Raw genomic sequence first — 14,045 nt, forward strand, 5'->3', positions numbered from 1 at the left:
TCATCTATGTATGTTATACTAGCAATTACTCCATCATCTGAGGCAGTATAACCAGTAGTAACAAAACTATCTTTAATATCAGAAGATTCTGATAAGCTAAAAGGATATCTAGCATTAAGGCTTGTTATATCATTTTCATCACAACCTTCTATTCCTAAATTTTCGGGTACACTAATAATAGGATTTTCATTATCTATTGACACTAAAGTAGTGGAGTCTTCCTTTTGACATCCATTGGCATCAGTAACGGTAACCGTATACGTTCCTTCTATTAAGCCGCTAATATCTTCGGTAGTTGCTCCTGTATTCCACAAATAGGTATAAGGTGCTGTTCCTCCTGATACTGTTAAATCAATAGCTCCATCACTTCCTCCACAACTTAAATCACTTCCTAAAAGAGAAAGTGATAATGCTGATGGTTCGTTAATTGTCACTTCTGCTAAAGCTATACATCCATTGGCATCAGTAACTGTAACATTATGTGTTCCAATTCCTAAATTACTTACATCTTCTGTTGTGGCTCCAGTACTCCATAAATAGGTATAAGGAGCTTTACCTCCTGTTACTGTTAAATCGCCTATACCATCGTTTCCTCCATTACATTTTACATCTGTTCCTACAATAGCTGCTAAAGGTGTACTATCAATTGTAATGTTTTTTATTATTGAATTGGTATCTCCATCTTCATCTGTAACTATTAAGGTTACCGTTTTTGTTCCTGAACTGGTATAACTAACATGGTGAGGACCTTCTGTTGCTGCCACTGTGGGTGATGAGTCTGTTCCAAAACTCCACTCATAAGTAATGGTTCCATCTCCTCCTGTAGAAGTATTTGTAAAAGTTACACTTTGAAAGCCATTAACACCACAATCATATTCAAATGTAAAGTTTGGTGCTATAGGTGTTTGTACATCTATTGGTGGTAAGTTTTCACCAGAACATTTCGACTTTTGGGTAGCACAACCTGGACCTACAACACTACCTGGAGTTTGCCATGAAATATAAACATCTGTTAAGGTTAGTTCTTCACCACAAGTATAATTTACCAGTTCAAACATCTGATAAACTCCTGGACTAATTGATCCTGATATACCTATACTTATTTTGTCGGTACCAACATAAACATTTCCATCTTTATCAATCTTATCAGTACCATTCATTAAATAAAACTGTAAGTATAAATCTATTTTACTTGCAGCTTTAGAGATATCTACATATAAGTAAATATCTGCCAATGGATTTCCAACTGTACAAGTGGTTATTGGATCTCCATTAATATCTCCAATATAAACACTTCCAATTTCAACGTCTTGAGCGCCGCAACCAGAAATTTCACATGGAGCTTCCATATTAACTGTTGTCTGTGAAAATACTAGACCTCCACACAACAGCAAAACAATAAATATTAGTTTTTTTAAATGAGTCATTTTCATTCCCATACTCAAAATTTTAAGATTATTTCTTTGCTCTCTAAAATCATTTAGGTGACATCATACCAATCAAAGATTTAGTCTTTAATTAAAATCTACTTACGTACGGGGATAAACTAAAGGGATATAAACATCTGATATAGGAGAGGTAAAAGGGATAAATAAAAAGCACTATAATTTAGGGAAATATAAGTGTGCGAGGGTATTCAATAAAATTTAGTGAGGAAAAAAATAATATCTATTAGAGTGTAATATTATTTCTTGAAAGGTTAACGTTTTTGAGTATCAAAACTCATATACCAAATGTAATGCTTATTTTTAGTTTTAAAAAACGGAAATTATAAAAAGGGGGGTTTCCCTATATCCTTAAAGAAAAAAATATCTTCATTGCATTTTATAAGATTTCCTTTTAAATTAGGTAATTTTGTAGCATGATACAAAACGATACAATTATTGCATTAGCTACTCCTGCTGGGGTTGGCGCTATATCTGTAATTAGACTTTCAGGTGAAGATTCTATTAAAATAGTGAACTCTTTTTTTACTTCAATTCACAAAAATAAGTCATTGCTAAATCAAAAATCGCATACCTTACATTTAGGTCATATTGTAAATAATAATGTGATTTTAGATCAAGTTTTAGTATCTATTTTTAAAAATCCGCATTCGTATACGGGTGAAAATGTAGTTGAAATTTCGTGTCATGGTTCAAGTTTTATTCAGCAAGAAATTATACAACTATTTTTAAAGAATGGGTGTAGAATGGCTGATAATGGTGAGTTTACCATGCGTGCTTTTTTGAATGGTAAAATGGATTTATCGCAAGCGGAAGCTGTTGCAGATGTTATTGCTTCAAATTCTGCTGCTTCTCATCAAATGGCCATTCAACAGATGCGAGGTGGAATTACCAATGAACTAAAAGAGTTAAGAGCTCAACTACTAGATTTTGCTGCTTTAATAGAGCTAGAACTCGATTTTTCTGGTGAAGATGTTGAGTTTGCTGATAGAACTAGATTTAAAGAATTAGTTGCTAAAATTTCATCGGTATTAAAGCGATTAATTGATTCTTTTGCTTTTGGAAATGCCATGAAAAATGGAATTCCTGTAGCTATCATCGGAGAACCTAATGTTGGTAAATCTACACTACTAAATGCTCTGTTAAATGAAGAAAAAGCGATCGTTTCTGATATTGCAGGTACTACTCGTGATGCTATTGAAGATGAGTTAATTATTGAAGGGGTTGCTTTCCGTTTTATAGATACTGCTGGTATTCGAGAAACAGAAGATGTTGTTGAAAGTATCGGTATTAAAAAAGCTTATGAAAAGGCAGAAAATGCTCAGCTAATTATTTTCTTAATTGATTCTAACAAGTATGTACATTCTAAAGACTTATTTTTAGAAGAAATTGAAACTATAAAACAACGTTTTCCTAACAAACGTTTATTGGTTATAGCCAATAAAATAGATACGTTATCTTGTCATGACTCTTCTATTTTACAATCAGAGATTGAAAACTTAATTTTACTTTCTGCTAAGCAAAATATTGGAGTTGATGAGCTTAAAAATGAGCTTATCTCATTAGTAAACACAGGAGCTTTAAGTAATAACGAAACGATTGTTACAAATTCACGTCACTTTGAAGCGTTAAATCATGCCCTAGAAAGTATTAACTCTGTTAAAAATGGTATTGAATTAGGTATTTCTTCTGATTTATTTGCCATTGATATTCGAGAGTGCTTACGTCATTTAGGAAATATTACTGGTGAATATGATGTAGATAAAGATATTTTAGGTCACATTTTTGGAAACTTCTGTATCGGGAAGTAAAGTTTTAATTCCTAAGAAAAGATAACTATATAAAAGCAAAAAGACAGCTATAAAAGCTGTCTTTTCTTAACTAAACCCTTTCTTGTAATTAACTTCTCTTTTTTATCTATGTTTTTTTCATTGTTCTGTCTTTTATCTTAATTACTTAATGATAATTTTACTAGGGCTATTACTTTCTGTATCAGTAAATAGATTTTCTTTTCTTTAGTAATACTTTATTGTATAATACAAATTCTAAAAAACTAACACAATTAAAAATCAAAACGATAATTCAATTTAAAAGCCATACCCCAATTTTTACGAGTAAGATTTTGGTTGTAATTATCGGAAATTACTAAATAGATATAGGATAAGGGTTTGTACTCCCATTGCAAACGACTGTTTATATTAAAATTATCAAATTGAGTATTGTATTGAATATAAGTAGTCCAGTTCAATCGGTTCGAAAAGAATACTTCTCCTGTAAAACGAGCTAAATGAAAGGTTTCGCTTCCCAGTTCGTTTAAATCAATACCATTTCGTTCGTAACGCAGTTGCAAACGTGCCAATGGCATCAATTGGTATTGCGTGTTTAAACTAATACGTTTTTTTGTTCCGCTATAATAGCTTCCATAACTAACATTACCACTATATTGAAAAGTTTTGTTTTCGGCAGAAACATAACCAATTCCGGCATCAAAATATTTATAGGTATCGGCTACTATGAAGTTTCCGTTTCCTAACGGGTCAAAAGTATATTTTAAATTCACATGCTCAAAACGAACTCCACCATATAAAAACGACTGATTTTTAAAGATTAAATCGTTGTTGATTACAGTGGTAGACTGAGTAACATTTCCTTCTTCATCCCAATAAGTATTGTTCGATAAATTTAAATAACGATGATGATCAATAGATTTAGAGTTTTTATAGAATTTTGTTAAACTAATGCGTCCACTAGCCTGTGTATATCCTTCTCGAACCATAATTTCAGTAGCTGCATCAAAATTATACAACCGTGGTACAAAACCTACGTCGGTTATATAATTTCTTCCTACTTTTCTAAGACCTGCATATCCAGATACATTGATTTTGTTATACCATACTCCAGCATTGTAAAATTTATTATCACCAGAAACACCATCAGTAGCAGTGGTTGCAAAATTTGTGATTCCCGCCCAACGATTATTTTTTGATTGATAGTTCATATTAATTCCTGTGATTCTATTATAATCATCTTTAAAAGATAAACCATCAGTTTCTTGTCGGTTAATTAAAAATCCTGTTGCGGTAAAACTTTTCGATAATTTTTGTTGTACCACCAAAGCCCCATAATTCTGTGCTGGTATATCTCCTTCTTGCTTAGTAGCCACATTTAATACACCCAATCGCGTTTTTTTAGCTACATTTCCAGAGAGTTTTAATCCAAAAGATATTTCGCTATTAACTCCAATTCTTCTTGAATAAAAAGGATCTACGTTACTTACCCCTAAATTGGTAAACAAGTCGCTGTTTTCTAAAAAGAAATTACGTCGCTCAGGAAAAAATACAGAAAATCTACTTAAGTTGGTTACCTGTTGATCTACATCAATCTGTGAAAAATCAGGATTAATCGTTGCATCTAATTTTAAAGAAGAACTCACATTAAACTGTGCATCTACACTCGGTTTAAACATAGTATCATCGGTATGATTAGTAACATCTTTCGAATAATTCATCGTAATCGACGGAGTTACCGCAAATCGAGAAACACTATTTTCTTTTAAGTTTTCTACCTCAAACATTTTGGTAAAACGCAAATCGAATTGGGTATAATTTCGATCTATCGGTGTACTGGTAGTCCATTCATTTAATTTGATGTTTCTGGAATGAAACATTACCCCCCACTCAGAAGCTTCAGCTTTATATCCCAATGTTTTTAGGGGTATTTCTACTTCGTATATTTTTTGGTTTCCTTGAGTTGAAGTTCTGGCTTTCCAAATAGTATTCCAACTCGTATTCACCCGAAATCCATCACCATTTCTATACAATAATGCATCTATCAAGGCTCCGCCCATATTCACAATAAAAAAATATCCTGATTGTTGTTGATTATAAGGATCTAAAATAATGGCAAACGAATCACTTTCTGCTCCCGAAACACCAATATCATCTCGTTTTAGAGAACCTATTTGCACTTTTGGTGAAGTATCACTATACACCGCACTGATGTATAAGTTCTTTCCATTATGAAACATTTTTACCTCTGTTTGGTTAGGGGCTACTTCCCCATTATTTGGAATATAATTTAAAAAATTGTTTTCGGGAATTAGATTGTTCCAAACAGCTTCATTTAGTTGACCATCTAAGTCTATTTTGGTATTGTTAAAAACAATACGACCGCTTTCTAAATTGTTTTGTGATTTTAATGACAAAGTCGTTAATAAAACGACAGAAAGTAGTACAATTTGCTTCATATATTATTATTAAAAATTTGAATCTAGTGTTCTCTTAAACACCTCCACGAGCAAATCTATAAACAGCCTATACTCCTATTTTTAAAAGTAGACCAAGAGGTTCTTTATACCTTTATAAAATAGATTTTAAACGGATATCGTTTTTGTCGATAGTTTTTAAATATCTAGCGACAATATTTAGGATTTAAGCTACTTTTCCAACACATCTTTAGTAATATTGTATTTTAGCGTGCAGATGAGTAGTTTACAAAATACACCCGCCATTTTTAAGAATCCAATCGTCAATTACATCTTGTTTTGGCTTGGCGTATATACTTATTTTGTAGGTACTGTAAACATGAACTACTACAGTGGTTATGGCGAAGTATTGGGTCATTATATCATTTATATTGGCTGTCAGATTATTGTTGCTTATACCTGTTTGTATGTTTTAATTCCTAGATTTCTAACACCTAAAAAGAATGTACCATTCGTATTAAGCTTGTTGCTTTTATTAGCATTCGTATTTGTCATTTTTGTAGGATATCACGAATATTATCATCTACCTAAATATGCAAAACCAAGTCAACTTCCATATGATTCTCGTAGTTTTTTTTGGAAAAAAATATTAGACTTTCGCATCTTCATAGGAAAATCGACCATTATACTTACTCCAACTGCTTTACTTGTAATTGCAAAGTTTTATAAAGAAAAACAAACCTATTTACAGCTAAACGAACAGAAAAAAGCTACAGAACTTTCTGCTTTAAAACACCAATTGAATCCACATTTTTTATTCAATACCTTGAACAATTTATATGCTTTGGCAATTAATAAATCAGACGAAACTCCTGAAGTCATTGCTAAACTTTCAGAAATGTTAGATTATATGTTATATGGGTGTAACAATAAATACGTACCCTTATTCAAAGAAATTGATTTAATAGAGAATTACTTGGCGTTGGAAAAAGTACGCTATGGAAATAGAGTAGAAATTAGTTTTAACAAAGATATTCAACCCGAAGCTAAAATAGCTCCTTTAATTCTCTTAACCTTTATTGAAAATGCTTTTAAACATGGGGTTTCTCAAGAATTAAAAAGAGCATTCATTCATATTACTATTACTGTTGAAAGAAACTTAATATTATTTACCATTGAAAACTCCATTGCTAAAAACACCTCAAATGTTTCCAAAAAAGTCATCGGACTCAACAATGTAAAAAAACAGTTAGAATTACTGTATTTAGACACCTATTCTTTAAAAATAAAAGAAGAAAACCAAAGTTTTAATGTAGATTTAAAATTGCCTATAAAATGACCTACAAATGTTTAATTGTTGATGATGAAGAACTAGCAAGAGGATTGATACAAACGCATCTGTCTCAATTAGACGATTTTGAAATTGTAGCTTCTTGTGCTAGCGCTATTGATGCCAGCAAAATATTGCAAGAAGAACACATCGACTTGTTGTTTTTAGATATTGAAATGCCTGTTTTAAAAGGTACCGACTTTTTTAAACACCTTGTACACAAACCAAAAGTTATTTTTACCACAGCTTATAGAGATTACGCTATTGAAGGTTTTGAATTAAATGCTGTTGATTATATTTTAAAGCCTATTACTTTTCAACGTTTTTTTAATGCAGTGGAAAAGTTTAGAGCTCTGCAAAGAGGAAGTATGGTTCCTGCTACTGCACCAAAAAACAAAGAGACCTATATATATATTAGAAAAGATCGAAAACAAGTAAAAGTATATCTAGATACTATTTTATATGTAGAAAGTTTAAAGGATTATGTAAAAATTCATTTGGCAGAAGAAAAACATTTGACCAAATCAAGTATTTCTGCTTTTGAAGAAAAGTTAGACCTACGTTTTGTAAGAATTCACAGATCATACATTATCAATAAAGACAAAATTACTGCTTATACCAAGAATGATGTAGAAATCGGAAAAATAGAAATACCAATTGGAGAAAGCTACAAAGACATAACACTCTCTAAACTAAACCATTAACAACAAAAAAAACATCTCCCTCATTTTCTCAATCTCAATTATCTGAAGACATTGATTTTACTGAATAAATTATTTTCTGTATCGCAAATAGATTGGAAAATGTCTAACTAAAAAAAAGACAGCTTTAAAGCTGTCTTTTTCTTAAATAAACCTCATGATTTGTTTAAATCATGGATTTATTACAATAAGTAACTTTTTCAAAATCTCTAATATTTATTGAAATAACAGGCACATCGGGAAACATCATTTTTAACTCTGCTACTATCTTTTTTGATAATCTGCTTTTCTGAGTGACACTTCTACCCTCCATCATGTTAGCAAACACATGAATAAAATCGTTTGTTGTGTTTCCTACATTGTAATATTTATAAGGATTAATTCTTACTTTAATATCACCTTCATCAAAAAGTTCTGTAGTTTCTGCTGTATCATAAACTTTTTGCATAATGTCTTTTGGTGACTTGAGTGAAATAATATTTTCTGAACAGTCTATAATAAAATGTGGCATAATTGTGTGTGTATTTATATTTTATGAATGATTTATTATCACCCATTGTTTTAGAATTTTTATTTGATATGGAATGCTTATTATTAATCTACACCAAAGTTGAAGAGAATTTTTAAATTTGCAAAATGCTATTTTTCGATAACATCAATCGATAAAACCGATTAATATGGAATTAAGACAATTACGATATTTTTTAAAAGCAAAGGAACTGCTTAACTTTACAGCAGCTGCTGCTGAATTATACATTAGCCAAAGTACCTTATCGCAACAAATAAAACAATTAGAGATTGAGCTAGGAGTTCCGTTATTCAACCGTATTGGGAAGAGGGTAAAACTAACTGAAGCTGGAGAATTGTTTTATGAATACGCACTTCAAAGTGTTAATAGTGCTAATAACGGATTTGACTTATTGAAAGACTTAAAAAACTTAGATACTGGTGAGCTAAAAATTGGAGCTACTTACGGAATGAAGCATATCATAACAGGATCGATAACTCAATTTTTGTCATTATATCCAAAAATAGTAATTCATGTAATTTATGGTACATCAAAAGAATTGATAGAAAAACTTGACAACTTTGAGCTAGACTTCGTCTTATCTTTTCAGGAATTTGAAGTCAACAAAAATCATAAATACCAATTCCTATTTGACTCAGAAATGGTTTTAATTGGTGCTTCCGATTCAGAATTAAACAACCTTAAAAAAGTAAAAATGGAAAATTTAGTACAGTTTCCATTAGCTTTACCTGCTAAAGGATTTAGCACTCGACAATATATAGATTCAATAATCAAAAAGAAAAACCTAGAATTAAACATTTCACTAGAAGTTAACGATATACCTATGCTTTTAGATTTGGTTAAAACTGGTAAGTTTTTTACTGTATTAGCAAAGACTACTGTTCAGAATTTTAACTCTTTAATTTCTGTCCCTATTATTCAGCCTCAAATGGTAAGAAAAGGAATGATTATATCTATTAAAGATATTTATGAAAAAAAAGCAGCTAAAGAGTTTTATAAAATTATAAATGACTCTCTTGTTTAATCTATACTGGTTTTCTATAACTCCAAACCACCAAAGTACTTATTATTAAAACATGTACTAATATATTAATAATCAACAAACAAACATCCAGAAATCAAAACTCTTTAAGCATTAGAAATAAATAAACTAATCTGAATATCTTTTATAAGTATTTTTACAGTATGGATTCACTTACACAAATTGTTCTTGGAGCCGCTGTAGGAGAGGCTGTATTAGGAAAAAAAGTTGGTAACAAAGCAATGCTTTATGGAGCTATTGCAGGTACTATCCCTGATTTAGATGTGTATATCGGAAAATTGTTTGATACTATTACAGCTCTAGAAATACACAGAGGTTTTACACACTCTATATTTTTTGCAATTGTTTTTGGATGGATTTTTGGATGGCTCATTTCCTTATATGAAAAAAATGCCTCCACTAAAGAATGGGCATTACTCATGTTTTGGGGTTTTATAACACATCCTATTTTAGATGCACATACCACCTGGGGTACTCAACTTTTTTGGCCTCTAGATATACGATTGGCTTTCAAAAATATTTTTGTGATTGATCCTCTTTACACGCTTCCTTTTTTAGCCTTTTTATTGATGGCTATGTTTCAATCAAAAGCTTCTAAAAAAAGAAGAAAATACAATAACTTGGGACTTATCGTAAGTAGTTCTTATATGCTCCTGACTATCATAATTAAAGGAATTACCTATACTAAATTCGAACAAGCACTAGACAGTCAAGGAATTGTATACAGCGAAATTGAAACCAAACCTACTCCTCTCAATGCTATTTTATGGTCAGCTAATGTAGAAACTGAAGATGCTTACCTTATTGGTTATTATTCTCTTTTTGATACTAAGTCGATTGAATTTTATTCTTATCCAAAAAATCATCACTTACTGGGAAAATATAATAATGATAATAAAGTGAAACGGCTTATTAAGATAACTAAAGGTTGGTACACTATTTCAGAGAAAAGCAATACACTATACTTAAACGATTTACGATTTGGTTTATTAAGTGTAACTCCTAACTTTCAACAATTTGCTTTTAGTTTTAAAATAACAAAAGAACATAACATTATTACCGTAGAGGAAGTTCCTAGAAATAGAGAGAAAGCCAAACAATTACTAAAAGATCTTTGGGTTAGAATTCAAGGGAATTAATTGAGAAATCGTTGTATATGTGGTAAAACCATTTTAGTTACTATTGGAGTAAATAACCTTATTAGACATTCAAAAGCATTAACAAAGAAAAAGGTTTTACTTAAGAAAGTATCTAAAACTTCTTCTTAAACACAATTTTATTGTTTTATATAAATAAGACTAAAAAATTAACTTAAATCAATTTTTTTTTAACAGTTTATTCCCGAGTTTTGTTATCGAAAAAAAAAATAAAATCTTACCTATGAAACGTTATTTAAAACAATTAAGTTTTATTCTTCTATCATGTTGCCTTTTTATTTCATGTTCTAGTGATGAGCATACCGAAGAGCAAAACTATTTAAACATTCCCGATGCACAATTTGAGACCAAACTAATCAATCTGGATATAGATTCAGATGGTATTGTCAACCAACAACTATTAAAAAGTGACGCATTAGGAGTTACCAGTCTTAATTTAAATACATCCAATGATGATATAATTACAGACCTAACAGGTATTGAAGGATTTATTAACCTAAAAAGATTACATGCCACAGGAAACAATTTAACCACTATAGACTTGAGGTTGAATAAACAATTAGATACTTTGGTACTTGCTGGGAATTCCCTTAAAAATATTGATTTGAGTAACAATACGAAATTAATCAAGTTAGACCTTGATGTAAATGAATTGAGTATTATTACTGGGTTAAAAAATGCTACTAATCTAAAATGGTTAAGTCTATACTATAATTCATTAGAAACGTTAAGCATTGATAATCCCAATTTAGAAACCTTAAATGTTAGAGATAACTTCCTAATGTCTTTAGATGTTAAAAAAGCAATAAGCTTAAAAACCATTTTAGCACAAAATAATAAGCTTTTAGAAGTAGATTTTACCGCTAATAAAGCTTTAGAAGTTTTAGCTTTATCTGATAACAAGCTTAAAAATATCGACTTGGAATCTAACAGTAATATTGAAGTATTGTATTGTTCCAGTAACTTACTTACATCACTCGATGTAAGCGGATTGGTAAATTTGAATCGCTTAACTGTTAATGCAAACCCTAGCTTATTCTGCATTAAGATACATAATGGTCAAAATATCCCTATATTTTTTAAATCTGATTATCAAGAATTTAACACAATCTGTGATTAATAAAATTTTACTATGATAATATCATCTTAATTATTTAACCTTAATTACTTTCACTAAAAACAATAATTCCCAGATAATATCACTTAGTTTTTTTTCTTAATTTTATATCTCAAAAAGATTATATAAAAGGCATGAGCAACAAACCCAAAAAACAAACTGATAAACAACCTTCTGCTGAGCCTCCTTACAAACTATTAAGTTTAAGAACTGGTAAACCAAAAGATTGGGCTGCAGGTATTCCTGGAGTTACCAATGCTATAAAAAGCTTAATCAACGATAAGGCATTGGTTAGAGGTGGAAAAGCGTTGTTTAAAATGAATCAGTTTGATGGTTTTGATTGTCCTAGTTGTGGTTGGCCTGATCCTGATGATGACCGCTCTTCTATTGCCGAATACTGTGAAAATGGTGCAAAAGCTATCGCTGAAGAAGCTACCAGTAAAAGAATTACCGCTGATTTTTTTAAACAAAATTCTGTTTATGAGCTTTCTCAATTAACTGATTATGAAATTGGACATTTAGGTCGACTTTCTGAACCTATGTACTTACCTAAAAATGGTACACATTACGAACCTATTAGTTGGGATAACGCTTTTAGTAAAATTGCAGAACACTTAAACAAATTAGAATCTCCAGATAATGCAGCTTTTTATACTTCGGGTAGAACAAGTAATGAAGCCTCTTTCTCCTATCAACTTTTTGTTCGTGAATTTGGCACTAACAACTTTCCTGATTGTTCAAATATGTGTCATGAAACTTCAGGATTTACACTAGCTGCAACAACAGGTGTTGGTAAAGGTACAGCGACTTTAAATGACTTTTATGATACCGATATTATTATGATTATCGGACAAAATCCTGGAACCAACTCGCCAAGAATGTTGAGTGCCCTAGAAAAAGGGAAAAAGAGCGGCGCTAAAATTATAGCCGTTAACCCTCTTCCTGAAGCTGGTTTAATGGGATTTAGAGATCCTCAAAAAATAAGTGGTATTTTAGGTAAAGGGATACAACTTGCCGACTCATACCTTCCTGTAAAAATTAATGGTGATTTAGCACTATTAAAAGCAATAGAGCAGTTACTCTTACTCTTTGAAAAAGAAGCTCCAGGTAAGGTTTTTGATCAAGAATTTATCAAAAATAAAACGGTAGGTTATGACGAGTTAATCAAGCTAATAGAAAACTATGATATTGATGAACTGGCAAAAGCTTCTGGTGTTTCATTAGAAGATATCCGTAAAGCTGCTAAAATGTTAGCTTATAAAAATAGAATTATCATTTGTTGGGGAATGGGACTTACACAGCAACCCAATGGTGTAGATATTATAAAAGAGGTTTTAAATTTATTATTCCTAAAAGGAAGTATTGGTAAACCTGGAGCAGGTTCATGTCCTGTACGCGGTCATAGCAATGTTCAAGGGAATAGAACGATGCTTATCAATAATCATCCTTCAAAAGAACAATTAGATAAATTAGAGGAGGTTTTTGGATTTAATCCTCCAAGAAATAACGGGTATGATGTTGTAGGTACCATAAAAGCAATGAATGAAGGAAAAATTAAAGTTCATTTTAGTATGGGTGGTAATTTCTTATCAGCTACTCCTGACACCACCTATACCGCAAACGGAATGAGACAATTAGATTTATCTGTTTGTGTTTCTACCAAACTAAACAGAACTCACCTTATTCATGGTAAAGAAGCATTAATTTTACCAACCATTTCTCGTAGTGAAACTGATATAATAAACGGAGAATTACAATATGTGAGTACCGAAAATGCTATGGGGATTGTTGAGTGGTCAAAAGGAATGCTAAAACCAATTTCTGACAAACTTATCAACGAAACGCATATTGTTTGTCGAATGGCAAAAGCGACTTTAGGAGACAGAAGTGTAGTTGATTGGGATCGTTATATGGATAGTTATGATGCAGTAAGAGATGATATTGAAAAATGTATTCCTGGTTTTGAGAACTATAATGTTCGTGTAAAACAAAAAGGTGGATTTTACTTACCCAATGGTGCTCGTGAAGGAAACTTTCAAACAAAAGAATTTGGAGATCGTGTTCCGTTTTCTATTACATCATTGCCTCAAAATACCCTTGCTGATGATGAGTATTTAATGGCTACTGTAAGAACACACGATCAATTTAACACTACTATTTATGGCTTAAACGATCGCTATCGCGGTATTCATAATGAGCGTCGTGTAATTTTTATGAATAAAAAGGATATCAAAAAAGCCGGTTTTAAAGCTGGTGACAAAGTAGATTTATACAACTATGACAATAACACAGAGCGTGTTGCTCCTTTGTTTATTATTGTTGAATATCCTATTCCTGAGAAAAACACAGTTACTTATTTTCCTGAAACTAATGTGTTAGTTTCTATTCATAATACAGTAAAGGGAAGTAATATGCCTGCTTCAAAACATATTAAAATCAAAATCAAAAAACACAATCCGGATGCATACGATAAAATAGACGGTGTTCTTTACAAAAAGAGAACCAATTAAAAAGCTGTTT

At 31.2% G+C, this 14,045-nt stretch carries 10 protein-coding genes; 7 read left to right on the plus strand and 3 right to left on the minus strand.

Going from position 1 to position 14,045, the window contains the following annotated elements; translation table 11 throughout:
• The coding region (locus tag DFQ07_RS06370) for a PKD domain-containing protein (RefSeq protein ID WP_243743945.1) at window positions 1–1,439 on the minus strand (1,439 nt) is incomplete at its 3' end.
• 422 nt (window positions 1,440–1,861) lie between these two features.
• Between DFQ07_RS06370 and mnmE the strand changes: the two genes are divergently transcribed.
• Window positions 1,862–3,256, plus strand: a complete 1,395-nt coding sequence (gene mnmE / locus DFQ07_RS06375) for a tRNA uridine-5-carboxymethylaminomethyl(34) synthesis GTPase MnmE (protein ID WP_133535457.1) — start codon at window positions 1,862–1,864, stop codon at window positions 3,254–3,256.
• Window positions 3,257–3,507: 251 nt separating this feature from the next.
• Here mnmE and DFQ07_RS06380 read toward each other — a convergent pair whose 3' ends face one another.
• The gene (locus DFQ07_RS06380) at window positions 3,508–5,691 is read right to left on the minus strand and encodes a DUF5916 domain-containing protein (protein ID WP_133535458.1); all 2,184 of its coding nucleotides are present in this window, start codon (window positions 5,689–5,691) and stop codon (window positions 3,508–3,510) included.
• A 235-nt stretch (window positions 5,692–5,926) separates the two neighbouring features.
• Here DFQ07_RS06380 and DFQ07_RS06385 point away from each other — a divergent pair, with 235 nt between their 5' ends.
• Together DFQ07_RS06385 and DFQ07_RS06390 are read left to right on the plus strand one after the other, a co-directional pair.
• Window positions 5,927–6,988, plus strand: coding sequence for a sensor histidine kinase (locus tag DFQ07_RS06385; protein ID WP_133535459.1), 1,062 nt, complete (start codon window positions 5,927–5,929; stop codon window positions 6,986–6,988).
• Window positions 6,985–7,683 (plus strand): LytR/AlgR family response regulator transcription factor, encoded by a 699-nt coding sequence (locus tag DFQ07_RS06390; RefSeq protein ID WP_133535460.1) that lies wholly within the window; start codon window positions 6,985–6,987, stop codon window positions 7,681–7,683. The genes DFQ07_RS06385 and DFQ07_RS06390 overlap by 4 nt, the downstream gene beginning before the upstream one ends.
• 163 nt (window positions 7,684–7,846) lie before the next feature.
• Here DFQ07_RS06390 and DFQ07_RS06395 read toward each other — a convergent pair whose 3' ends face one another.
• Window positions 7,847–8,191 carry a 5-carboxymethyl-2-hydroxymuconate Delta-isomerase gene (locus DFQ07_RS06395; protein WP_133535461.1) on the minus strand — a complete coding sequence of 115 codons (345 nt, stop codon included), beginning with the start codon at window positions 8,189–8,191 and terminating at the stop codon, window positions 7,847–7,849.
• A 166-nt stretch (window positions 8,192–8,357) separates the two neighbouring features.
• Between DFQ07_RS06395 and DFQ07_RS06400 the strand changes: the two genes are divergently transcribed.
• The 4 genes from DFQ07_RS06400 (at window position 8,358) to DFQ07_RS06415 (ending at window position 14,035) form a co-directional block, all read left to right on the plus strand.
• Window positions 8,358–9,233 carry a LysR family transcriptional regulator gene (locus DFQ07_RS06400; RefSeq protein WP_133535462.1) on the plus strand — a complete coding sequence of 292 codons (876 nt, stop codon included), beginning with the start codon at window positions 8,358–8,360 and terminating at the stop codon, window positions 9,231–9,233.
• 161 nt (window positions 9,234–9,394) lie between these two features.
• The gene (locus DFQ07_RS06405; protein WP_133535463.1) at window positions 9,395–10,390 is read left to right on the plus strand and encodes a metal-dependent hydrolase; all 996 of its coding nucleotides are present in this window, start codon (window positions 9,395–9,397) and stop codon (window positions 10,388–10,390) included.
• A gap of 241 nt (window positions 10,391–10,631) precedes the next feature.
• Entirely contained in the window at window positions 10,632–11,528 is an 897-nt protein-coding gene (locus DFQ07_RS06410) for a leucine-rich repeat domain-containing protein (protein WP_133535464.1), read from the plus strand.
• Window positions 11,529–11,659: 131 nt separating this feature from the next.
• On the plus strand, window positions 11,660–14,035 hold the full coding sequence (locus tag DFQ07_RS06415; protein ID WP_208107679.1) for an FdhF/YdeP family oxidoreductase: 2,376 nt from the start codon (window positions 11,660–11,662) through the stop codon (window positions 14,033–14,035).
• The last annotated feature ends 10 nt before the right edge of the window (window positions 14,036–14,045 follow it).

Source organism: Tenacibaculum caenipelagi (genome assembly GCF_004363005.1).
Taxonomy (GTDB): domain Bacteria; phylum Bacteroidota; class Bacteroidia; order Flavobacteriales; family Flavobacteriaceae; genus Polaribacter; species Polaribacter caenipelagi.